Origin of the sequence: Bacteroides sp. D1 (assembly GCF_000157095.2) — a bacterium.
Taxonomy (GTDB): domain Bacteria; phylum Bacteroidota; class Bacteroidia; order Bacteroidales; family Bacteroidaceae; genus Bacteroides; species Bacteroides xylanisolvens.
The window spans coordinates 77,741-102,015 of the sequence record NZ_JH114343.1 but is presented as its reverse complement, the minus strand read 5'-3'; the positions used below and the strand labels follow the sequence as shown (position 1 = coordinate 102,015).

The window sequence follows — 24,275 nt, the reverse complement described above, 5'->3', positions numbered from 1 at the left end:
GTTAAACTCCTATAAATAGGGAGAATAGAGCCGAAATATGTTTTGCAACACATTTACGCAAATAAACTGCATGTTTAACCGTTTTTCAGCTTATGGCAGCCCAGTTAACATTCGTTTTCCGTAAGGCTTTAAGCTGTCGCCATAAGATTTCGTTCTCCGGACTTTGTGCTGCAGGGTCTTGTTCTACAATACTTTCAGCTATAGCACGAACGTATTGCAACAGTTGACCGTCGCGGACAATATCCGCGATCTTCAAATCGAAAGCGATACCGCTTTGCTGTGTACCTTCAAGATCACCGGGACCACGCAATTTCAAATCGGCTTCTGCTATTTCAAAGCCATCATTGGTGCGCACCATGATTTCCAATCGTTTCCGGGTATCCTCCGTCAACTTGTAATTCGTCACCAGAATACAATAAGACTGTTCTGCTCCACGCCCTACTCGACCGCGCAACTGATGTAACTGTGATAACCCGAAACGTTCTGCATTTTCAATAATCATAACCGAAGCATTCGGAACGTTCACTCCCACTTCAATGACGGTGGTAGCTACCATGATCTGCGCTTTCCCCGAGACAAAAAGCTGCATTTGTTCATCTTTCTCGGCAGGTTTCATTTTGCCATGCACTTTACAAACCGTACACTTCGGAAACTCTTCCAGAATATGCTGATACCCTTCTTCAAGATTCTTCAAATCAATCTTTTCGCTCTCTTTAATCAGCGGATAGACAATATAAACCTGGCGTCCTTCGTCGATCTGCTTACGTACCGAACGATACATGCTTTCCCGGCGATTGTCGAATTGATGGATGGTAGTAATCGGTTTTCTTCCGGGTGGAAGTTCATCGATAACAGACACGTCCAAGTCACCGTACAAAGTCATCGCCAACGTACGGGGAATGGGAGTGGCAGTCATTACAAGCACATGCGGAGGTTGAACATTCTTACTCCAAAGACGGGCACGTTGCGCCACGCCAAAACGATGTTGTTCGTCAATCACAACGAAGCCTAAAGAAGAGAAATTGACAGTATCTTCAATAACGGCATGTGTTCCTATTAATATCTGCACATCTCCTGTCAGCAATCCGGCCAGAATTGCTTCTCTCCTTTTTCCTTTAATAGAACCTGTCAGTAGCTCAACACGAATGTCCATGCCAAAAAGCAATTCCTTGATGGTTTCGTAGTGCTGGTTTGCCAGGATTTCGGTAGGTGCCATCATACAAGCCTGATAGCCATTATCCAATGCCAGCAACATACTCATCAAGGCAACCAGTGTTTTTCCACTTCCTACATCTCCCTGCAAAAGGCGATTCATCTGTCTGCCACTGCCGACATCGTTCCGTATCTCTTTCAACACCCGTTTCTGCGCACCCGTCAGTTGGAAAGGAAGATTCTTTGCATAAAATGTATTGAACACATCTCCCACTTTTTCAAAGATGTATCCACGATACCTTTTCTGCCTGTCTTTGGCATATCGGAGAATGTTTAACTGAACATAAAACAGTTCTTCAAATTTAAGACGGTATTGTGCCCGACGGAGGACGTCAGGATTGGTTGGGAAGTGGATATTCCGGAGCGCTTCCGTCAAAGGCATCAAATGATGCTCCGTCAGCAACTTGGGAGAAAGTGTTTCAGGTAGAGGCTCCTGTATCTGCTGAATCACCGTTGCCATCATCTTCTCAATCGCGTGAGAGTTGAGGAAACTGCGTTTCATCTTCTCCGTCGTACTATAATAAGGTTGCAGCCCCACCGAGGAAAGTTTCAAATCATCCGGTTTGTCTACATCAGGATGCGCCACATTGATACGTCCGTTGAAAACAGTAGGTTTGCCGAAAATGATATATTCCTCGTGAAGTTTATACTTTCCCAAGATGTACTTTATACCTTGAAACCACACCAAATCCACGACTCCTGTACCATCCGAAAAATGCGCTGTCAAACGGCGCTGCCGTCCTTCACCAATGGTCTCGAAACCGAGGATTTCTCCTTTCAACTGGATATACGGCATATTGCCATCTATTTCATGAATGTAATAGATGCGGCTCCGGTCAATATATTTATAAGGGAAATAATAAATTAAATCGTGCAAGGAATAGATTTCCAACTCCTTATTTAATACAGCGGCTTTTTGAGGGCCTACACCGGAGATAAATTTTATGTCGCGTGTGGCTAAATCGAACATTTATAAAAGAGCACTCCCTACTTTTAAATCGAAAGGAGTTGTTATTTTTATATTTTCACGGTTGCCTTCTGCCAGATAAACGGGCATTCCCATCGCTTCCACAACGGAAGCATCATCTGTAAAGAAGGGGGTAAATTCCTGGGCATAGGCTTGTTGCAGCAACTCTACATCAAACACTTGCGGCGTTTGCACCAGTTTATAATCAATCCGGCTGACTGTTTCACTTCCGGCATCTGTCAAATGGCGAAGCGTCTCTACTACATCCACCACAGGAATCACTGCTTTTTGCACCTCTGCCAACTCATAACAACGGCGAATCACTTCTACTGATACAAACGGGCGTACTCCATCATGCACTCCCACCAATCCCGGCTCTTGCACCAGTGCCAGCCCGTTCTTTACGGAATGGAAACGTGTTTCACCTCCTTCTGCAAGGACATGTTTTACCGTAAAATGATGTTCATCGCAAAGTTGCTTCCAGAAACTTTGTTGCTCCTGCGGAAGCACCAATATGATTTGAAGCGCCTCGTCATATCTCCTGAAGACTTCCAGGGTATGCATCAACACAGGTTTATCACCCATGGGAAGGAATTGTTTGGGAAGATCACTTCCCATTCGCAAGCCCTTTCCACCGGCGACAATGATTACATATTTCTTCATGGACGGTTTAGCGTTTAACGCACATCGCTTCTACCAGTTCGTCTACTTTTTCTTTACCTACCAACAGGTCAACGATTGTCAAGGCAAATTCCATAGCAGCACCCGGTCCCATACCCGTAATGATGTTTCCATCACGTACGACATGTGCATTTACACATTCGGCACCATCCAGATATTGTTCGAAACTCGGATAACAGGTAGCCTTCTTTCCTTTCAGCAGTCCCAGTTTACCCAACACCATCGGAGCAGCACAAATGGCAGCAATAGGTTTACCTTTTGCAGCAAAATCAAGGATCAATTTGCGCAATCCTTCGTGCTTGTCAAGTGTAGCAGCTCCCGGCATTCCTCCCGGCAACAACAAAAGTTCAGCATCAAAGAAATCACAATTCTCGAAATTAATATCGCAAAGAACGGATACATCATGTGCTCCTACTACAATTTCATCCGGTGTAACGGATACGATTTCTACATTCAGTCCGGCACGTCTCAACGTGTCAATAGCAGTAAAGGCTTCAATTTCTTCAAAACCATCTGCAAAAAAAGCGTATACAGTTCCCATAATGCTTAATATATTTGGTTAATGATACTATCTCAAGTTAAAATAATAGGTGATTGTCCCTGTCTGGTTATTCACTCCATCGATCGTATTAAAACGGGCTTTCTTAGCTGCATCCTCCGCCGCCTTACGCAAAGCGGAATTTACAGTGTTCGTTTGAGGGCTAATGCTGGTCGATATCACTTGCCCTGCAGGATTCACGGTGATATTCACCACTACACGTCCTTCTTCCTGCACATTATATACAGGCTTCGGCAAACTGCCCGTACCTAAAGAACGTCCGCCAAGGTCAAATGTTCCATAACCTCCGGTTCCGGTCTTCGCTCCGGTAGAAGAGTTACCCTCCTTGCTACCTTCGGTTCCCGTGCCACTAGCCGCTGTTCCTTTATTTCCTGTCATTTGCGCTCCTTTTCCAAACGCACCGGACACCCTCTTTCTGGCAGCTTCTTCGGCAGCCTTACGTTCACGTTCCGCTTTTTCTTCTGCCAGTCGTTTCGCTTCTGCAGCTTTTTCCGCTTCCGTTTTTTCCGGCTTCTTCACCGGTTCTTTCGGCTTGACCATCTCTTTAGGTTTCACCGTCTCTTTTTTCGGTTCTTCCGTCTTAGGCTTCAAAGTGACCGTTTCCTCTTCAGTCTGTGTCAGTAAATCCTGTTCAGAAGGGAGTTGCGGTTCTGTTTCCGCAGGCGGTGCTGCCGCATCTTCATCCATAATATCCACGTCTACCAGAGAGGGATCATCGAAACCACTTGCTGCGTCTACATTTCCCATCATCACAGGCACTCCGCCTGCATCTTCATCCGGTTGGGGGACAGTAAAGCTCACCAGAATCAAAAGAGCAATCACTGCCACATGCACCAACAGTGCACCGAGCGCTCCTATGTATTCACCCTTTTTTCTTCTGTCCATTGTTTCTTATTTATTTTCAGGCGGGCGGGTAGCCAGCACCATCTTAAAATGATTCTCGTTTGCAATGTTCAATACCCTTACGATCTCACGATAAGGTACCGATTCATCTGCATACAATGCCACATACATTTCCGGTTCCTTCTCTGCACAACTCTGCAAAAATGAAGTCAGATCGTTCAGCGCCACCGGCTGCTCTTTTTCATTGCCGAAAGCGGCATAGAAATTCAAGTCCTTATCGATAACCACTCTTGTCAGCGGCTTGGCCGAAGTCTGCTGCTTGCCTTGAGGCAACAATACCTTTATGGCATTGGGCGACACCACCGTAGAGGTTATCATAAAGAATATCAGCAACAGGAAGATGACGTCCGTCATGGAGGCCATGCTGAAATTGGGCGATACTCTATTTCTTCTTTTTAATCCCATCTGCCAATTATTTTGCAGGCTCGTTCAACAGGTCCATGAACTCCATTGTACGAGATTCCATTTTATTTACCACACGGTCTACCAGCATCACCAGATAATTATAGGCAAACATAGCGATGATACCGACAATCAGACCACCGACCGTTGTAATCATAGCTTCATAGATACCTCCCGAAAGCAAAGTGATATCAATGTTTCCACTTCCGGCATTCGCCATTTCGTAGAATGCGCGTACCATACCGGTCACCGTACCGAGAAATCCGAGCATTGGAGCACCTCCGGAAATAGTTGCCATCACAGTCAGTCCTTTTTCCAATTTTGCAACTTCAATGTTACCCACATTCTCAATAGCTACCTGCACATCGTTAATAGGACGTCCCAGACGGCTGATTCCTTTTTCTATCATACGTGCCGAAGGGGTATTCATCGTACGGCAATAGTTAATAGCCGCTTTGATCTCTCCACTATGAATATAGTCTTTAATCCGTTCCATAAACATAGGGTCCTCTTTTCCTGCTTTGCGAATCATGTAGTTACGTTCAAACAGGATATAGAAACAGATAACCGACAGTACGCCCAATACAATCATAATCCATCCACCCTTGACAGCCATATCAAGCATGTTCATTTCCGGAGCGTTTACCTCCGTCAGCACGGGGTTGGCAGTAGCCAGTGAGTCGGCCATATTCATAGCCTCTTGGGCTAACAAGATCATTGCATTCATGAGCGTAAACAGTTTTTATATTCCTGAATGGTACGTTCGAGTCCCAGATACAGTGCGTCGCTAATCAACGCATGTCCGATAGACACTTCATCCACCCAAGGAATGTTTTTATAGAAATAATTTAAATTCACCAGACTTAAATCATGACCGGCGTTCAATCCGATACCCAGTTTACGAGCAGTCTTTGCAGCTTCGATAAAAGGAGCGATAGCTGCTTCCGGATTCTTCGGATAGTCCGTCGCATAAGGTTCAGTATACAGTTCGACGCGATCCGCCCCTGCTTTTGCCGCATATTCCACCATTTCAGGATCGGCTGCCACAAAAACGGAAGTACGAATGCCGGCACTGTTAAACTGATCGAGAACTTCCGTCAGGAATTCCTGATTTGCTTTCGTATCCCAACCGGAATTGGAAGTAATTTGTGAAGGATCGTCGGGAACCAAAGTTACTTGATGAGGTTTAACTTTCAACACCAAGTCAATAAATTCCGGAGACGGATAACCTTCAATATTAAATTCAGTCCGCAACAGAGGACGCAAGTCATATACATCAGAACGACGAATGTGACGCTCGTCAGGACGGGGATGAACGGTGATACCATCAGCCCCAAAAGATTCACAATCAAGCGCTACCTTTACTACATCGGGCACATTTCCCCCGCGAGCATTTCTTAGTGTAGCAATCTTGTTTATGTTTACACTTAATTTAGTCATAGTTCTACGTTATATTTGCCGCAAAAATACAAATATTATTATTAGTTGCCTAATAATACGAAACGCATTCTCTACTCTTTTTTGGTTATTTAAAGTAGAAATCCAAGAAAAAATGCCAAATTTGCATCCTGAACTAATGATGTTGCTTATGAAATTTGCCATTTTTGGAAATACTTATCAGGCTAAAAAGTCTTCTCATGCTGTCACCTTGTTTAAACTTTTAAAGAAACAAGGAGCAGAGATTGGTATGTGCAGGGAATTTTATCAATTCCTAGTTTCTGAAAATATGGATATTGAAGCAGATCAATTATTTGATGGTGATGATTTTACTGCCGATATGGTAATCAGCATCGGAGGCGACGGAACGTTTCTGAAAGCTGCCCGCCGCGTAGGAAGAAAAGGGATCCCTATTTTGGGAATTAACACAGGACGTTTAGGATTTCTGGCAGATATTTCACCGGAAGAAATGGAGGAAACATTTGATGAAATCCAAAACGGCAGATATAGTGTGGAGGAACGGAGCGTACTTCAGTTAATCTGCAACGACAAACATCTCCAAGATTCTCCTTATGCCCTCAACGAAATAGCTATTCTCAAACGGGACAGCTCCTCTATGATCAGTATCCGGACAGCAATTAATGGCGCGTATCTGAATACTTATCAAGCTGACGGGTTAGTAATTGCCACTCCAACAGGTTCCACAGCCTACTCTTTGAGTGTAGGAGGCCCGATCATCGTTCCTCATTCCAACACTATTGCCATCACTCCGGTGGCTCCACATAGTCTCAACGTCCGCCCTATCGTTATTCGGGATGATTGGGAGATTACATTAGATGTAGAAAGCAGAAGTCACAACTTCCTCGTCGCCATTGACGGGAGGAGCGAAACTTGCAAAGAAACGACTCAACTAACCATTCGCCGGGCAGATTACAGCGTAAAGGTAGTGAAACGTTTTAATCACATTTTTTTCGATACACTCCGCAGCAAGATGATGTGGGGAGCTGACGGAAGACGGTAAGCAGTTCACATTATGCACCGTTATTCCTCATCACACGATTCAACTATACGATACTTAAAAATAGAACTTCTAAAAAAAGGGACATTCAAGTTGTTGGGAATGCAACAAATTGGGTATAGATTCCAACTAAAGAGAAAAAGGGCCGGGATTTACTATCTTCAGAAATCAGATTAACATGATTTCTCCCTATATTTACTCAATAAGATTAAAATTATACTGATTGCATTTGCAAATCATTCTTTTATAGACAACAGTCCTTCATTTTATCAATTTTTCCTTATCTTTATTCGCATACAAACTAGAGAGAAAAACTGCTTCCAATCATTCCCATATGAGTTCCTCACCGAGAAACGAGATGTCCCTCACCGAAGAACTTATCCTTCCTCGGTGAGGGACATCTCGTTGATTTTAATCCAACGAAGGCTTCTACGATTAAAAAGCCGCATATTGCATGCAAATTCATGCTACGTTCACCCTATTTTTTGTATATTATTGCAATTATTTATGCAGTTCTTTCCCCAGTTCATCCATAAAAAAACAGCTGTTACCCGAAGAAATATTAAAAACAGACCATCGGGTTAGTTAATATAGAAGAAAATTAAAATATCGGTAGAGAAAAATAATACCCCGATATTAATTTAATGTAAACGACTGCGAACCAATCAGGTTCCCGCCTTCAAAAATATCTACCCGGTAATTTCCGGCATATAAAAACTCTTCTACATCCCAAAACACATTGATATTCTGTTCTTCTCCGTTATACTCAATATACTTCTTAATTGAATAAACCAATGTACGGTTTTCATAAGGGAAAGTATTGGATGCACTCTTGGTCAGTACATCATTATCGGGTTTGGTAATACGTATATAGATGGTACGTTCACCGTTTTCAGCAGTTATATTCTTCACGATTGTGAAACTAATAGCCAATTTCACCACGTCTTTCACTTTCTTCGCCACTTTACCGCGTTTATTGCGTGGTTCGATACGAATATTAGTTGCATCGAGTTGTGCGGCTAACGTCACCTTCTTATCCAGATTTTTCTTTTCTTCGGAAAGGTTACTGATTTGTTGTGAAGCCTGATTATATTTTTGTGTTACTTCTGCAATGACCTGTTTCTGCTGTGCAGCCAGTTTATTTAGTGAATCAATCTGATTAATATAACCAACCATTACTTTACGTAAGGTAGCCAATTCTTTCTTTAAACGACGAATCTCTGTTGCATTCGAACTCTTCACAGTACGAAGTTCTTCTAATAGACGTTGGGTCTTTAACTGTTCCTGTTCTAACAATACTCCTAATGAGTCATTAGTAACCTTAAACTTCAATTCATCATATTCTTGCACAAAACGACTATATTCGTTTTCCAGATCTTCCTTATCCAATTGGAATTCCTGCACTAACTCCCGATTAGCTTTTTTTTCGGTAAACAATAAATAAGTAATACCAATAATAGCTATCACCAAGATAGCCACGGCCGCAATAAGAAGGCTTTTTTTACTCATAGTTTCAGTTGTGAATTGATAACGTGCGCAAAAGTAATCATTTCGCAACAGAAGTCAAGTATAAAAAGTGAGAGTTTTTGAAAAACTCCCGACTAATCTATGCAATTTTAATTTATTAACCAGTCAACTAGGCCGAACCGACAGACGCAAAGTACCCCGACTGATTCTCCTTTATGATCCTAAGCGGCCACTGACATTACCTGATCGAAGCATCCTTATTTGCGACTTTTACCTTGTTTACGTACTAGTTTTGAAGCAAATGGTACTTTAGCAAACAAGTATTGAAATTATTTTTTAGTGAAGCGGTAGCCCAAGAAATAATATAGAATTCACCTAACGTACAAACGTATGTTATCTACCGTGTGAATGTCCGTTACCCACCGGACGAGCATCAACAACCTACCAGACAAAAGGCGGTCATCTGCCGAACGAACAGTTCATGAGGGACACGGGAACAGAAACGACACCGACGAAGTGATCCAAACCGACAACGGCAGCAGCCAAAGCCATCTTCTCTGCCCAGTATTATTGCTATTGTTTATAACAGAAATAATACTTTTACTTACTCTTCTTTACTTTACTCTTCTCTACTCTACTGGTTTTCATTGGGTTTTTCCCCTTTACTGGCGGGCGTTTCAACGCTTTGTAACACCCTCTCCGAACACCCTCGTTTTTGTATCGTTTTCGTTGTTTATTCTCCGCTTCTCTTCCACGCTTGCCAACGGCTTGTTCGACCACTTTTTTTTCATGATAGCTATCCATTCCGGAGAACTTAGACCTTTAACTAAAATTATTACGGAAAAATTTCTTTAATCAGGATTATCGTTGTAATTTTGTCGCGCTAAAAGATAAAACAAATTATCAACTTTTTAAATATATAGTATTATGTCAAAAGTAACCGTAGTAGGCGCAGGTAACGTAGGTGCTACATGTGCAAATGTACTTGCTTTTAATGAAGTAGCAGACGAAGTAGTAATGCTGGACGTTAAAGAAGGCGTTTCAGAAGGTAAAGCAATGGATATGATGCAGACAGCTCAATTGCTGGGTTTCGACACTACATTGGTAGGCTGCACTAACGACTATGCTCAAACTGCTAACTCTGACGTTGTTGTGATTACTTCAGGTATTCCTCGTAAACCGGGTATGACTCGTGAAGAACTGATCGGTGTAAACGCTGGTATCGTTAAATCGGTAGCAGAAAACCTGTTGAAATATTCTCCTAACGCTATCATCGTTGTTATCTCTAACCCGATGGATACAATGACTTATTTGGCATTGAAAGCTTTGGGCTTGCCGAAAAACCGTGTGATCGGTATGGGTGGTGCTTTGGATAGCTCTCGTTTCAAATATTTCTTGTCTCAAGCTATCGGTTGCAACGCTAACGAAGTAGAAGGTATGGTTATCGGTGGTCACGGTGATACTACTATGATTCCTTTGACTCGTTTCGCTACTTACAAAGGTATGCCTGTAGCAAATTTCATCTCTGCCGAAAAACTGGAAGAAGTAGCCGCTGCTACAATGGTAGGTGGTGCTACACTGACTAAATTGCTGGGTACTTCTGCATGGTATGCACCAGGTGCAGCAGGAGCATTCGTAGTTGAATCTATCCTTCACGACCAAAAGAAGATGGTTCCTTGTTCTGTATTATTGGAAGGTGAATATGGTGAATCAGATCTTTGCATCGGCGTTCCTGTAATCCTTGGCAAGAACGGTATCGAAAAGATCGTTGAACTGAACCTGAACGAAGACGAAAAAGCTAAGTTCGCAGCTAGCGCAAAAGCTGTTCACGGAACGAACGCTGCTTTGAAAGAAGTAGGTGCTCTGTAATTAATCCCCTTACTTTATATATCAAGAAAGGCTGTTCTTCACTACGAGGAACAGCCTTCTTTCTTTTCTACAGAATCCTACCCCACTATATTTTAAAAAAAGCTAATTCATTTTGCACTTTCAAGTAAAGCTCATACATTTGCATCGTTGTTTATGCAATTATTGTTTAAGTAAACAAGTTCAAAAAAACAGACTACTTCAATAAACAAATTACATAAGAACCGGGTTATTAAATATAGAAGTATCACCTTATTAATATGCAAGATGCGATGAAAAAAGTATTTCTTCTGACAATTCTGCTAAGTCTCACTTTCATAGGAAAAGCGCAGAACTTTCTAAGTCTGGATAGTTGCCGCGCATTAGCTCTTGCCAACAACAAAGATTTGTTGATAAGCAATGAGAAGATAAATGCTGCTCATTATCAACGGAAAGCTGCATTTACGAATTATCTTCCCAATTTCTCGGCAACCGGAGCTTACATGAGAAACCAGAAAGAGTTTTCATTATTAAACAACGACCAGAAAGCTGCGCTTTCAGGACTAGGAACTAATCTGGCAGGCCCTATCCAACAGGCTGCAACCGAGATTGCAACAGCACATCCTGAATTAAAACCACTTATTGCTTCCTTAAGCGGAAAACTAGGAGCGGCTCTGCCTGCTCTCGACCAAGCGGGAAACTCTTTAGTGGATGCGCTCCGCACAGACACCAGGAATGTCTATGCAGGTGCTCTTACATTGACACAGCCTTTATATATGGGTGGAAAAATCCGGGCGTACAACAAAATAACAAAGTATGCCGAAGAGTTGGCTCAAGAACAACACCACGGTGGCATGCAGGAAGTAATCATGAGTACAGACCAGGCTTATTGGCAAGTTATTTCGCTGGTTAATAAGAAGAAGTTGGCGGAAGGTTATTTAAAGCTCTTGCAACAGCTGGACGGTGATGTGGAAAAAATGATTAATGAAGGAGTAGCCACCAAAGCGGATGGCTTGTCTGTACGCGTCAAGGTGAATGAAGCAGAAATGACACTCACCAAAGTGGAAGATGGATTGAGCCTTGCCCGAATGTTGCTGTGCCAACTATGCGGTATTGATCTTAGCTCCCCCATCACGCTAGCAGATGAAAATATGGAAGATATTCCATTACTGACAACAGACCCTCATTTCGATTTATCTACCGCTTATGAGAATCGTCCGGAAATACGTAGTCTCGAATTAGCGACACAGATTTATAAACAGAAAGTAAACGTAACCCGTGCCGAACATCTTCCTTCTATCGCATTGATGGGGAATTATATGGTAACCAACCCTTCTGTCTTCAACAGCTTTGAAAACAAATTCAAAGGCATGTGGAATGTGGGAGTGATGGTACAGATACCTATATGGCACTGGGGAGAAGGTATTTATAAAACGAAAGCGGCAAAAGCCGAAGCCCGCATTGCACAATACCAGCTTCAGGACGCACGCGAAAAAATAGAGTTGCAAGTCAATCAAGCCGCTTTCAAGGTAAAAGAAGCAGGTAAAAAACTGGTTATGTCTTCCAAAAACATGGAAAAAGCGGAAGAGAATCTGCGCTATGCAACGCTTGGTTTTAAAGAGGGAGTGATTGCCACCAGTAATGTTCTTGAAGCACAAACGGCATGGCTGTCCGCTCATTCAGAAAAGATTGACGCACAAATAGATGTGAAGTTAACAGAAATCTATCTGAAGAAATCTCTGGGAACACTGAAATAAATAAAAAGCAGAAAAATAAAGTAAAGAACCCAATCAGAAACAACCCAATCCCTAACCAACTCACAATCCATAAAACATAAATAATAAATCATAATTCATAAATCATATGGCACCTATAAAATCACAAAACAGCAATATGCTGCTTGCATTCCTTACTCTACTGGGAGTTATTGCAATCGTTGCAGTCGTTGGCTTCTTCATGCTTCGCAAAGGTCCTGAAATCATACAGGGACAGGCTGAAGTTACCGAGTATCGCGTTTCGAGCAAAGTTCCGGGACGTATATTGGAATTTCGCGTGAAAGAAGGACAAAGTGTCAATGCCGGAGATACGCTGGCTATTTTGGAAGCTCCTGACGTAGTGGCAAAAATGGAACAGGCACGTGCTGCCGAAGCTGCCGCACAGGCACAAAACGCAAAAGCAATCAAAGGCGCGCGTGAGGAACAAATCCAGGCAGCATACGAAATGTGGCAAAAAGCCCAAGCAGGCGTCACCATTGCCGAAAAATCATATCAACGTGTAAAGAACCTCTATGAGCAGGGAGTAATGCCTGCACAGAAATTGGATGAAGTCACTGCGCAACGGGATGCAAGTATTGCTACGGAGAAAGCAGCCAAAGCACAATATACCATGGCAAAGAACGGAGCGGAACGTGAAGACAAGATGGCCGCGGAAGCTTTGGTAAACCGGGCTAAAGGTGCTGTTGCCGAAGTAGAATCGTACATAAAGGAGACTTATCTCATAGCTCCGGCTGCCGGAGAAGTTTCAGAGATTTTCCCGAAGGTAGGCGAATTGGTAGGTACTGGTGCCCCCATCATGAATATCGCCGAACTCAACGATATGTGGGTAACATTCAACGTACGCGAGGATCTGCTCAAGAACCTGACGATGGGTTCGGAATTCGAAGCAGTCATTCCTGCTCTGGATAATAAAAAGATCAAACTCAAAGTATATTATCTGAAAGACTTAGGGACTTATGCCGCTTGGAAAGCAACCAAAACAACCGGACAGTTCGACCTGAAAACATTCGAAGTGAAAGCTTCTCCGATAGAGAAAGTGGAAAACCTCCGTCCGGGTATGTCTGTCATCATTGACAAGTAATCATGAGAGAGAGAGAAAAGAAATATATAGCCCTGTGGCAGGTCATGCAAAGAGAGTGCCGGCGGTTGGTTTCACGCCCGCTCTACCTCTTCTGTATGGTCATTGCCCCACTGTTTTGCTATATATTCTTCACCACCTTAATGGATTCGGGACTTCCCAAGGATCTTCCTGCGGGAGTAGTAGATATGGATGATTCGTCTACTTCCCGTAATATTGTCCGCAACCTGGATGCTTTCTCACAGACAGGGGTTGTAGCTCATTACAGTAATGTGACAGATGCACGCATTGCCATGCAAGAAGGAAAAATCTATGGATTCTTTTACCTTCCCAAAGGTTTATCGGCAGAGGCACAGAGCCAACGACAACCGACAATCTCCTTCTACACCAATTACTCCTACCTGATTGCAGGCTCCCTATTGTTCAGAGATATGAAAATGATGGGAGAACTCACTTCAGGAGCCGCTGCAAGGACTATGTTATATGCCAAAGGTGCAACAGAGGATCAGGCTATGGCATATCTGCAACCGATTGTTATCGATACACACCCACTGAATAATCCGTGGCTGAACTATTCGGTATACTTATGCAATACACTGATACCGGGAGTACTCATGCTATTAATATTTATGGTTACTGTCTATTCAATCGGTGTAGAAATCAAAGATCGTACGGCTCGCGAATGGTTACGAATGAGTAACAACTCCATTTATATTGCATTGGCCGGGAAGTTGCTTCCCCACACTGTAGTCTTTTTCACCATGGGTATATTTTATAATGTATACCTGTATGGATTCCTGCATTTTCCTTGCAACAGCGGTATATTTCCGATGATATTTGCCACACTCTGTCTTGTACTGGCATCCCAATGTTGTGGTATTGTTATGATAGGAACCCTGCCGACTCTACGACTCGGATTAAGTTTTGCTTCCCTGTGGGGAGTCATATCGTTCTCCATTTCCGGTTTTTCATTCCCGGTCATGGCTATGCATCCTGTTTTACAGGCTTTGAGCAATCTATTTCCTTTGCGGCACTATTTCCTTATTTACGTGGATCAGGCGCTCAACGGATATAGTATGGCTTACTCATGGACCAACTATATGGCACTATTAATATTTATGATGCTCCCCTTCTTCGTGGTTCACCGCCTGAAGGAAGCATTGGTTTACTATAAATATATACCCTAAATGAAAGATATAAAATTAAAAGATAAGATAGCTCAAGGCATCAATGACCTGTTTTATATCTGGAAACGGGAGTTTCAGACAACTTTCCGCGACCAGGGGGTACTAATATTCTTTATACTCGTCCCGTTAGGTTATCCGTTGCTATATAGTTTCATCTATGATAACGAAGTAGTGCGTGAAGTTCCTGCTGTTGTTGTAGATGATTCACATTCATCTCTTAGCCGCGAATATCTCCGCAAGGTAGATGCTACGCCCGATATTAAAATCGTCTCTTACTGTGCCGATATGGAAGAGGCCAAACAAATGCTGAAAAACCGGCGTGCATACGGTATCATTTATATCCCTTCGGATTTTAGTGACAATATTGCCAAAGGAAAACAGACACAAGTGAGCATCTATTGCGACATGAGCGGATTGTTGTATTATAAATCGATGCTTCTTGCCAACACAGCGGTTTCTCTGAATATGAATAAGGATATCAAGATTGCACGTAGCGGAAACACGACCGACCGTCAAGATGAAATCACCGCTTATCCGATCGAATATGAAGAGATTTCCATTTTCAACCCGACTGCCGGATTCGCCGCTTTCCTGATTCCTGCTGTATTGGTATTGATTATCCAACAGACATTATTGCTCGGCATCGGTCTCGCTGCAGGAACTGCTCGTGAGAACAACAGATTTAAGGATCTTGTACCTATTAATCGTCACTATAACGGGACGTTACGAATTGTATTAGGAAAAGGATTGAGTTATTTCCTAGTTTATATATTGGTAGCTTTCTACGTACTTTATGTCGTTCCAAGATTGTTTAGCCTCAACCAAATTGGGCAACCCAGTTCATTAATATTATTCGTTGTCCCCTATCTTGCGGCTTGTATCTTCTTTGCGATGACAGCTTCTATTGCCATTCGCAATCGGGAAACGTGTATGCTGATTTTTGTATTCACATCAGTCCCCCTGTTATTTATTTCAGGAATTTCCTGGCCGGGAGCAGCTATTCCTCCGTTTTGGAAGTATGTATCCTACATCTTCCCCTCAACGTTTGGAATTAACGGCTTTGTAAAAATCAACAATATGGGAGCCACTCTTAGTGAAGTAGCTTTTGAATATAAGGCTTTGTGGTTGCAAGCCGGCATTTATTTCCTGACCACCTGTTGGGTATACCGCTGGCAAATACTGATGAGTCGCAAACATGCAATAGAGAGATACAAAGAATTAAAAGAGAAAGCAAACTTATCCAAGCAGATAAGTGATTAATGAGTAAGAATTACAAGAGAGAGAATTAACGGTGTATCCTTTCAATGGGATATGCCGTTTTTTTCAAATAAGAACATGAAAATCCCCCGTTCCAAGAGAGTATAGAACGAGGGATTTTAGAGATATTATAAAGAGAGTATAATAAGTTTAGAACTTGTAACCTACACCGATAGAGAAGTTCATGTTCTTCGGTGCACCGTCACCATCAGCCAATTTAGCCAAACCAAATTCTCCTGATAAGTCAATAAAGAATTTATTAATTTCATAAGCAACGCCTACACCGAGACCTGCATCAAATCTTTTTGCTCCAAATTGATCATCACCGTCACCAAAGAAATCAATTTTTTCATCACCAATTTTACACTTACCAGCAATACCAAATGCAAAATAAGGACCAGCTTTCACTACAATATTCTGGTTATCAGCAATTGCAAATCTTGCAGCAGCCAATACCGGAATCTCCAAATACATTGGATTCATTTTCACTTCATCCTGTTTAGCACCTTTTTGAGTGAACATCAACGAAGGTTGAATAGACCACATATCAGAGAACTGATATTCCATGCCAACGCCTACATTGAATCCAATCCTCATGTCAGTATCCATATCCCCAGTAAAGTTACTCATGTTCATACCAACTTTGGCATTCCAAGAAATCTGAGAATAAGAAACGATAGAAACAAGTGCAAATAGCACAAAAATCAAACCTTTTTTCATATCATTCATTTTTTAGTTTGCCTTCCTCTTCCCTTTGGTTGGCATTGTTAGTTAATAGTTCTGTTTGAAGTGTGGGGAATTATTCGCAACCGGTTAAAGTATTGAAACACACCCTTCCGTATTTAACGTATGTTTTGTAGCCGCAAATATATTTCATTTATTTTATATAAAAAAATCCTTGATAGTCTATTTTTTGCATAAAGGTTATTAAAGAGTGACTATATAGAAAAAAATAATGTTCATCCGGTCTTTTTTTATGCTTAAATAATTTCCGAATAACAATGCAATTAAAATATTCTTGCAAGATTTATACATTTACAATTATTAACCGACTAGCTATTGCTTGTTTACGAAATATTCGTAGATTTGCGAAGTATTCGTAATTAAACAACATCTCCATGGAAAAGTTAACTATACAAGAAGAAGAAGTAATGATCTACATTTGGGAGTTACAATGCTGTTTCGTAAAAGACATTGTTGCAAAGTATACGCAACCGGCACCTCCTTATACCACAGTAGCATCTATCGTAAAGAACCTCGAGCGGAAAGGATATGTCACACCGAAACGTGTGGGTAATACCTACCAATATACTCCTGCCATTCGCGAAAATGAATATAAACGCCATTTTATGAGTGGCGTAGTTCGTAACTACTTTGAGAACTCTTACAAAGAAATGGTTTCTTTCTTTGCCAAAGACCAGAAAATTTCGACCGATGATCTCAAAGATATTATCGAACTCATTGAAAAAGGAAAAGAAAATTAATAGAAAACATTCATCACCATGACTCCGGAACTAGCTTATTTTCTAAAGATAAATGTAGCGATAGCTCTGTTCTATGCATTCTATCGGTTGTTTTTCCATAAAGACACCTTCTTCCATTGGCGTAGGATGGCTTTGCTATGTTTCTTTGCCATCTCCATGCTTTATCCCCTATTGAATATTCAGGGATGGATAAAAGCTCACGAACCGATGGTGGCAATGGCAGATCTTTATGCAACCATCCTGCTTCCGGAGCAAGTTGTGACTCCTACACAAGCGACTGTCATAAATTGGCAAGAGGTTATCACGCAGTTCGCTAAAATTATTTATTGGAGCGGAATGTTATTACTTACCGCACGTTTCTTCGTACAACTGGGTAGCATCATCCGATTGCATTTCCAATGCTCAAAAAGCAATATACAAGGAGTACGCGTACATCTATTAAAAAAAGAAACAGGTCCTTTTTCTTTCTTCCACTGGATATTCATACACCCGCAATCACATACGGAATCTGAAATCAGTGAAATCATTACGCATGAAGAGACCCATGCCCGACAATACCACTCGGTGGATGTGCTTTTCAGCGAAATAATGTGTATATTCTGCTGGTTCAACCCATTTATCTGGTTAATGAAACGGGAGGTCAGAGGAAACCTCGAATACATGGCAGACCATCGTGTATTAGAAACGGGACATGATAGTAAATCATACCAGTACCACTTATTGGGACTGGCACATCACAAGGCTGCAGCAAATTTATCAAATAGTTTCAATGTTTTACCACTCAAAAATCGTATTAAAATGATGAATAAACGAAGAACGAAAGAAATAGGAAGAACCAAATATCTGATGTTTCTTCCCTTAGCTGGCATCTTGATGATTGTCAGTAACATCGAAATGGTAGCACGTACTACTGAAAAATTTGCAAAAGAAATGATGGGACAAGTAACGGAAGAAGTTGCCATGCAAGCTGAAACCACAAATATTCCCGAACTTTCTACAAGAGAAATTCAAGAAATCAGCCTTCCGCAAGGTACAAAAGAAAAGGAAGTAACGGAAACACAAATCAAGAGTGTACCGGATTCTGTTGTTTTTCAGGTTGTAGAAGAAATGCCGGATTTTCCGGGAGGGATGAAGGCATTGATGGATTACTTGTCGAAAAATGTCAAATATCCGGCTGAAGCACATGCAATCGGTGCACAAGGACGTGTAATTGTAAGCTTTACTGTTAAAAAGGACGGAAGTATAGCCGACACAAAAGTAGAACGAAGTGTCAATCCGTATCTCGACAAAGAAGCCATGCGTGTCATTGCTGCCATGCCTAAATGGCAACCTGGCAAACAAAGAGGGGAAGCAGTAAATGTAAAATTTACAGTTCCCGTTGCTTTCAGACTATCCGATCCCCCCACCCCCAAAGCGGAAGAGATCAAGCAGTCTGATCTGGACGAAGTAGTTGTAGTGGGATACGGTCCACAGGAAGATTCAACTCCCGGTGCAGTAGGTGTGAAAGGAGAAAACGCAGTTCAGGCTTTCACTGTAGTAGAAACAATGCCCAAATTCCCGGAGGGACAAGCCGGGTTGATGCGTTATCTTGCTAGAAGTATCAAATATCCTGTCATTGCTCAAAAAAACAAAGAACAAGGCAGGGTAATCATACAAATGATTATCGGAACCGACGGTAGTTTGTCAAACGTAAAAGTATTACGTAGCGTATCTCCGTCACTGGATGCAGAAGCCATCCGTGTAGTGGGCAACATGCCTAAATGGGAACCGGGAATGCAAAAAGGACAGGCTGTTCCTGTTAAGTATACCCTCCCTATCACGTTCCGGTTACAATAAATAACTTCCCCGATACCGCTCCCTTTCCTCATCGGTGAGGAAAGGGGCGCTCATCGGTGGGGAACTCTCTCCTCCCGGTGCCGGACGTATCTTTCCCCGGTGCTGAAAAAAGTCATTTCTTTTTCCGTTTTTTACAAGGATAGTTATAAAAAGATCCTTATATTTGTTCGTGTAATAAAACATTATTCACATGAAAAGATTCGCATGGATTATCGGTTTAATATTCTGCACAATCTGCACCATACAAGCCAAAGACAGAGTTATCGAACGGCCTCCTTTTCTAGCATGGAGCTCCAATAGTATTGAGATTGATAAAATTGTCATGAGTGATACCGTGACAACAGTGTATATAAAAGCTTTTTATCGCCCGAAATACTGGATTAAAATAGCAACGGGCAGTTTTCTGAAAGATAATAACGGAATGCTTTATCCTATCCGAAAGGGAGTTGGAATCACATTGGATAAGGAATTCTGGATGCCGGAATCGGGAGAAGCGGAGTTTCAACTCTTATTTCCCCCAATACCTGAAAATGTAACCAGTCTGGATTTCTCGGAAGGAGACTTCGACGGGGCCTATAAGATATGGGGAATACAATTAGACAAAGAGACATCCTATAAACAAAAACTTCCCAAAGAAGCAGTCATACACAAAATAAATAAGAAAGCGATATTGCCTACTCCTCAGTTGGCTTTTGGAACCGCTACACTCAAAGGAAAAATACTGGACTATCAAAAAGAGATGATGCAACAAATGAAGATGCATATAGAAAGTCCTGCATTGAATATCCACAATGAACAGAATATCATAAAGATCAAAGAAGACGGCACTTTTCAGGCGGAGGTCAAAGTAGCGTCCGTTACAAGTGTAGCATTAGAACTACCTTTTGGTTGGATCGAGTGTCTGATAGCCCCCAACGAAGAGACATCGCTCATCATCAATACAAAGGAACTATGCCGTAGACAGGCGCATCTGCAAAGAAAGGATAAAACGTATGGAGAGCCTGTATACTTTAATGGTTATCTGGCCAGCTTGCAACAAGAATTAGCTTCCGTAGATATAGATATTGTATTGAAAAGCGTTTATTACATGGATATGTATAACGACATTGCCGGGAAAAGCGCAGATGAATACAAGGCTTATGTATTGGAGCGTCTTCCATCCATTCGAAAAGAAATTGCACAATCCCCATACAGCAATGCGTGTAAAGAGCTATTAAATATTCAGGTAGATCTGGCAGCGACTGGTAAAATCGCCATGACGGAGAGAGAACTAAAATCAGCATATATCGCTGTTAATAAACTGAATAAAGAACAGACCGACGACTATTTCTACAATACCCGCATTGACATTCCTACAGGATACTATGACATATTGAAAGAGTTCACTTCTATCAACACTCTGAAAGCGCTATACGGTAAATATTACGCATCAACAATATACTTGATAAGTTTTCTGCCAAATTCTTTAGATGTACTTAAAGAGACACTGGGAACGGGACAGGGCCCCTTATTCGATAACATTAAATTTAATAAACTGTATCAATCCATAAAGGATTTTACCCCGTTAACAGCAGAGCAGAATGCCGAACTAAAAACTTTTTCTTCCCCGGCATACGCAGAGATGCTTACTCAAACGAACAAAGAAATAATAAAGAAAATAGAATTAAACAAAAGAAAGACAGGCTTCACTGTAAACGAGACGGGACAAGTCTCCAATGAGGACTTATTCCCATCCATTATCTCTAAATTCCGTGGACACACGTTGTTAGTCGATTTTTGGGCAACTTGGTGTGGCCCTTGTCGCACAGCCAATAAAGCCATTACTCCAATGAAAGAGGAATTAAAAGACAAGGATATTATCTACCTCTACATCACAGGCGAAACTTCACCCAAAGGCACTTGGGAAAATATGATTACCGACATTCATGGTGAGCATTTCCGTGTGACAAATGAACAATGGAGTTTTCTGATGTCCAGCTTCAATATCCGGGGAGTTCCCACTTATTTTGTTGTTGATCCGGAGGGTAATATTACTTTCAAGCAAACTGGATTTCCCGGAGTAGACACCATGAAAAAAGAGCTTATGAAAGCTTTGAATAAGTAATTCGAACGTTAAAAAGATAGTGACGGTATATGCTTAGGATAGTGACGGTATATGATAATGATACCGTCACTATTTCTATCGGATAGCGTCACTATCTTGTAGAGGAAAATCCGCCAACAACAATTGCTATATAAGTATGTCATCATAATTAGTTTATATAATATATTTAGGCATGGATTACGCGGATTATAATATAAGATTATTTTGCAAGAATACGCAATCCTAAAAATCAATAAATAAACGAGCCTCCATAGTCTTTGAAAAGACTACAGAGGCTCGTTTTATATCCTATGGATAACTTACTACAAAGCTATCCAACTCCAGATTCCACTTATTTATGCATTTCCACGATTTGAGTCGGAGCCATCTCTACATTCCGTCGATCTACTTGGCGAACGACACTGGCAGCCAGGGATAAGAAAGCACGTCCGGTTACGGAATCTTCATCCAACGCAACAGGTGTACCATTATCTCCCCCTTCGCAAATGCTTTGTACGATAGGTATCTGTCCCAACAAAGGAACATTCATCTCTTCAGCCAGTTTCTTTGCGCCTTCTTTTCCGAAGATATAGTATTTATTTTCGGGAAGTTCGGCAGGAGTAAACCAAGCCATATTTTCAACCAAACCAAGGATAGGTACATTTACCTTATCATTGGTAAACATATTGATTCCCTTACGGGCATCTGCCAAAGCCACTGCCTGCGGAGTGCTGACAACAATCGCCCCTGTCATGGCCAGCGTTTGAACAACTGTCAAATGAATATCACTGGTTCCGGGAGGAAGGTCTATCAGAAAATAATCCAACTCTCCCCAAGCTGCATCAGCAATCAACTGTTTCAACGCATTACTAGCCATTCCACCACGCCACAAAGTTGCCTGATCCGGATCGACAAAGAAGCCGATAGATAATAATTTCACTCCATATTTTTCTACCGGAATAATCATGTCACGACCGTCGATACGTTCAGCATAAGGGCGTGCATCTTCCACCTGAAACATCTTCGGCATAGAAGGACCAAAAATATCAGCATCAAGCAAACCGACTTTATAACCTAATTTAGCCAAAGCAACAGCCAGATTCGCAGACACCGTAGACTTGCCTACTCCACCTTTACCGGAAGATATGCCGACTATATTCTTCACCTGCGGAAGGAGCTTGCCAACTTCCGGGCGGGCAGCTTGTTTACTTTCCGCTGTGATCGTTACCTGCACATCAGGAGAAACATACGTATGAATAGCTGTTTCCGCAGCCTTCAACATTGATTTCATAAACGGATCAGTTGGTTTCTCAAAGATCAATGAGAAGCTGACAGTCATGCCATCAATACGGAGATTATCGGCAACCATCTCCGCTTCCACCAGATTCTTTCCCGTACCGGGATAACGCACCGTTGCCAATGCATCTAATATCAATTTAGGATAGAGAGTCATTTTATTTACTATTTGACGATTTACTATTTACAATTTAAAATCACCATTCGATTAAGTGTCTGTTCACTTTTAGGGCGATTGTTACTGCACAAAACTATTTACTTGTACTTAATCCGCTACGTTTGCTACGATTATAACTACGATAAGGATCAAGTTCTATTTCTACATCCGGTTCTTGCAATTGACCTTCCTGCGGAAGCCGGAATTTGATATACTTAATAGCTAAACCACGATCGAGCCATTGTTGTTCATAATAAGTCTTGATACCGAGAATATCATCTACCAAATCGGAATGATATAAATCTTCGGTCATAAACTCAACGGGAAGACGATTTGCTTCAATCATGTATTTTGTATAGGTAAACATGAAGTTGCTGTCCGTTTTCAGGTGGATAATACCATTCGGCTGCAAGAATTTACGATACCGTTCCATAAAATAGGTAGAAGTCAACCGCTTGGTTGCTTTCTTCATTTGCGGGTCAGAGAAGGTAAGCCATATTTCACTTACTTCGCCTTCGGCAAAAAAACGTTCAATGATTTCAATATTGGTACGCAGAAAAGCGACATTCTTCATTCCGGCCTGTAATGATTCCGTTGCTCCCGTCCACATACGGGCACCTTTTATATCAACTGCTATAAAGTTCTTTTCGGGAAACATTTTACCCAAGCCGACGGTGTACTCACCACGTCCGCAGCCTAGTTCGAGCACAATCGGATGATCGTTTTTAAAAAACTCCTCATGCCATTTTCCCTTCATGTCAAAAGGCACGTTATCTACCGCCGAATAAGGATATTCGAACACGTGTGGATAACTCGCCATATCGGCAAACTTTTCTAATTTATTCTTTCCCATATCAATCCTGATTAGGCCGCAAAGGTACTGATTTTGACGCAACCGACAAAAAGAAATGGAGCACAGATTTCTCTATGCTCCATTCTTCTATAATATTGAATGATTCGTGTTATTAAATCTCAACATTCACTTCAACGTTTACTTCTACATTTCCACCTTGTTGTGCTTTCAAATCTTCATAGAAAGCTGCACGGGAAATAGCAACATACGGTTGCAGGAAAAGAAATCCGATACCAAAAGTAAAAATACAAAGGATAGCCCAACCAATGAAGCTTAAATCAAGCATGAACAACTTCATCTTGTTCCCTTCCATCATAGCCATACTTTTCTCAATAGCTGCATTGTTTTTCATTTCCGGTTCATCTTTCAAGATAAAAGATGTCATTGCATAAGAATAAGACTTAATGATACCCGGTATAACCAGCAATAATGACCACAAAACTGTATAGACAGTCTGAAGCAACATAGTTACAAAAATACGCCCATAATCCTGGAAACCTTCGAACAAAACACCAAAGTCAATGTCTTTGCCTCTACATACACCAAGCATTACAATAGTAAAACCGTATGCAACCGGAAGTCCGACAAACAATGAACATAATCCGCCAATCACAGGAATAGCAGATAATCCACCGGCAATAACTGAATAAATAAGTGCAGCAACGGCTGCCATAGGCCACTTTCCTCGAAGTGCCTCACGCGCCTGAGCACGCAGTTCTGAGTTTAGTTTTAACATAGTGAATAATATTAATTGATAAATGTGTTATTTCATTATATA

The 24,275-nt window shown here is 41.6% G+C and carries 21 protein-coding genes; 9 read left to right on the top strand and 12 right to left on the bottom strand.

The features are described from left to right. Positions 1 to 85 precede the first annotated feature (85 nt). Genes recG through BSAG_RS10445 form a run of 7 tightly spaced genes read right to left on the bottom strand, consistent with a single transcriptional unit; the run spans position 86 to position 6,164 of the window. The gene (recG, locus tag BSAG_RS10415; protein ID WP_004315467.1) at positions 86 to 2,182 is read right to left on the bottom strand and encodes an ATP-dependent DNA helicase RecG; all 2,097 of its coding nucleotides are present in this window, start codon (positions 2,180 to 2,182) and stop codon (positions 86 to 88) included. Further along, positions 2,183 to 2,842 (bottom strand): 2-C-methyl-D-erythritol 4-phosphate cytidylyltransferase, encoded by a 660-nt coding sequence (locus tag BSAG_RS10420; protein WP_004297252.1) that lies wholly within the window; start codon positions 2,840 to 2,842, stop codon positions 2,183 to 2,185. 7 nt (positions 2,843 to 2,849) lie between these two features. Continuing rightward, positions 2,850 to 3,401 (bottom strand): DJ-1 family glyoxalase III, encoded by a 552-nt coding sequence (locus BSAG_RS10425; protein ID WP_004297251.1) that lies wholly within the window; start codon positions 3,399 to 3,401, stop codon positions 2,850 to 2,852. 27 nt (positions 3,402 to 3,428) lie between these two features. After that, positions 3,429 to 4,304 carry a cell envelope integrity protein TolA gene (locus BSAG_RS10430; protein ID WP_004315466.1) on the bottom strand — a complete coding sequence of 292 codons (876 nt, stop codon included), beginning with the start codon at positions 4,302 to 4,304 and terminating at the stop codon, positions 3,429 to 3,431. Between the two features lie 6 nt (positions 4,305 to 4,310). After that, positions 4,311 to 4,727 (bottom strand): ExbD/TolR family protein, encoded by a 417-nt coding sequence (locus tag BSAG_RS10435; protein WP_004305499.1) that lies wholly within the window; start codon positions 4,725 to 4,727, stop codon positions 4,311 to 4,313. Between the two features lie 7 nt (positions 4,728 to 4,734). Beyond that, positions 4,735 to 5,451 carry a MotA/TolQ/ExbB proton channel family protein gene (locus tag BSAG_RS10440; RefSeq protein ID WP_004315465.1) on the bottom strand — a complete coding sequence of 239 codons (717 nt, stop codon included), beginning with the start codon at positions 5,449 to 5,451 and terminating at the stop codon, positions 4,735 to 4,737. Next, positions 5,448 to 6,164 carry a pyridoxine 5'-phosphate synthase gene (locus tag BSAG_RS10445; protein WP_004297247.1) on the bottom strand — a complete coding sequence of 239 codons (717 nt, stop codon included), beginning with the start codon at positions 6,162 to 6,164 and terminating at the stop codon, positions 5,448 to 5,450. Before BSAG_RS10445 ends, BSAG_RS10440 begins: the two co-directional genes overlap by 4 nt. Before the next feature lie 148 nt (positions 6,165 to 6,312). Here BSAG_RS10445 and BSAG_RS10450 point away from each other — a divergent pair, with 148 nt between their 5' ends. Then, entirely contained in the window at positions 6,313 to 7,182 is an 870-nt protein-coding gene (locus BSAG_RS10450; RefSeq protein WP_004305502.1) for an NAD kinase, read from the top strand. Between the two features lie 633 nt (positions 7,183 to 7,815). Here BSAG_RS10450 and BSAG_RS10455 read toward each other — a convergent pair. Further along, positions 7,816 to 8,688 (bottom strand): hypothetical protein, encoded by an 873-nt coding sequence (locus BSAG_RS10455; RefSeq protein WP_004315464.1) that lies wholly within the window; start codon positions 8,686 to 8,688, stop codon positions 7,816 to 7,818. An 885-nt stretch (positions 8,689 to 9,573) separates the two neighbouring features. Between BSAG_RS10455 and mdh the strand changes: the two genes are divergently transcribed. The 5 genes from mdh (at position 9,574) to BSAG_RS10485 (ending at position 15,791) form a co-directional block, all read left to right on the top strand. Then, positions 9,574 to 10,515: a malate dehydrogenase gene (mdh, locus tag BSAG_RS10465; RefSeq protein WP_004297234.1), complete on the top strand. Its 942-nt coding sequence runs from the start codon at positions 9,574 to 9,576 to the stop codon at positions 10,513 to 10,515. Positions 10,516 to 10,784: 269 nt separating this feature from the next. Then, positions 10,785 to 12,248 (top strand): TolC family protein, encoded by a 1,464-nt coding sequence (locus BSAG_RS10470; protein ID WP_008997570.1) that lies wholly within the window; start codon positions 10,785 to 10,787, stop codon positions 12,246 to 12,248. Positions 12,249 to 12,354: 106 nt separating this feature from the next. Continuing rightward, positions 12,355 to 13,347 carry an HlyD family secretion protein gene (locus tag BSAG_RS10475; RefSeq protein ID WP_004315462.1) on the top strand — a complete coding sequence of 331 codons (993 nt, stop codon included), beginning with the start codon at positions 12,355 to 12,357 and terminating at the stop codon, positions 13,345 to 13,347. Positions 13,348 to 13,349: 2 nt separating this feature from the next. After that, positions 13,350 to 14,531 carry an ABC transporter permease gene (locus tag BSAG_RS10480; protein WP_004315461.1) on the top strand — a complete coding sequence of 394 codons (1,182 nt, stop codon included), beginning with the start codon at positions 13,350 to 13,352 and terminating at the stop codon, positions 14,529 to 14,531. Next, complete coding sequence (locus BSAG_RS10485; RefSeq protein ID WP_008016531.1) at positions 14,532 to 15,791, top strand: ABC transporter permease; 1,260 nt, start codon at positions 14,532 to 14,534, stop codon at positions 15,789 to 15,791. Between the two features lie 147 nt (positions 15,792 to 15,938). Here the strand turns inward: BSAG_RS10485 and BSAG_RS10490 are convergent, their stop codons facing one another. Further along, positions 15,939 to 16,508, bottom strand: a complete 570-nt coding sequence (locus BSAG_RS10490) for a porin family protein (RefSeq protein ID WP_004314733.1) — start codon at positions 16,506 to 16,508, stop codon at positions 15,939 to 15,941. 398 nt (positions 16,509 to 16,906) lie between these two features. On the opposite strand from BSAG_RS10490, the gene BSAG_RS10495 reads away from it, so the two are divergent. The 3 genes from BSAG_RS10495 to BSAG_RS10505 all read left to right on the top strand — a co-directional run bounded on the left by BSAG_RS10495 (position 16,907) and on the right by BSAG_RS10505 (position 21,212). Continuing rightward, entirely contained in the window at positions 16,907 to 17,272 is a 366-nt protein-coding gene (locus tag BSAG_RS10495; protein WP_004305524.1) for a BlaI/MecI/CopY family transcriptional regulator, read from the top strand. An 18-nt stretch (positions 17,273 to 17,290) separates the two neighbouring features. Continuing rightward, positions 17,291 to 19,108 carry a M56 family metallopeptidase gene (locus tag BSAG_RS10500; RefSeq protein ID WP_004314732.1) on the top strand — a complete coding sequence of 606 codons (1,818 nt, stop codon included), beginning with the start codon at positions 17,291 to 17,293 and terminating at the stop codon, positions 19,106 to 19,108. Positions 19,109 to 19,298: 190 nt separating this feature from the next. Beyond that, positions 19,299 to 21,212, top strand: coding sequence for a redoxin family protein (locus tag BSAG_RS10505; RefSeq protein ID WP_004314731.1), 1,914 nt, complete (start codon positions 19,299 to 19,301; stop codon positions 21,210 to 21,212). A 331-nt stretch (positions 21,213 to 21,543) separates the two neighbouring features. On the opposite strand, the gene BSAG_RS10510 is transcribed toward BSAG_RS10505, so the two are convergent. From BSAG_RS10510 to BSAG_RS10520, 3 genes are all read right to left on the bottom strand, one after another. Next, the gene (locus BSAG_RS10510; RefSeq protein WP_004309381.1) at positions 21,544 to 22,644 is read right to left on the bottom strand and encodes an Mrp/NBP35 family ATP-binding protein; all 1,101 of its coding nucleotides are present in this window, start codon (positions 22,642 to 22,644) and stop codon (positions 21,544 to 21,546) included. A 94-nt stretch (positions 22,645 to 22,738) separates the two neighbouring features. After that, positions 22,739 to 23,497 carry a tRNA (guanosine(46)-N7)-methyltransferase TrmB gene (trmB, locus tag BSAG_RS10515; RefSeq protein WP_004314730.1) on the bottom strand — a complete coding sequence of 253 codons (759 nt, stop codon included), beginning with the start codon at positions 23,495 to 23,497 and terminating at the stop codon, positions 22,739 to 22,741. Positions 23,498 to 23,609: 112 nt separating this feature from the next. Further along, positions 23,610 to 24,233, bottom strand: a complete 624-nt coding sequence (locus BSAG_RS10520) for a DUF975 family protein (RefSeq protein ID WP_004314729.1) — start codon at positions 24,231 to 24,233, stop codon at positions 23,610 to 23,612. Between the last annotated feature and the right edge of the window lie 42 nt (positions 24,234 to 24,275).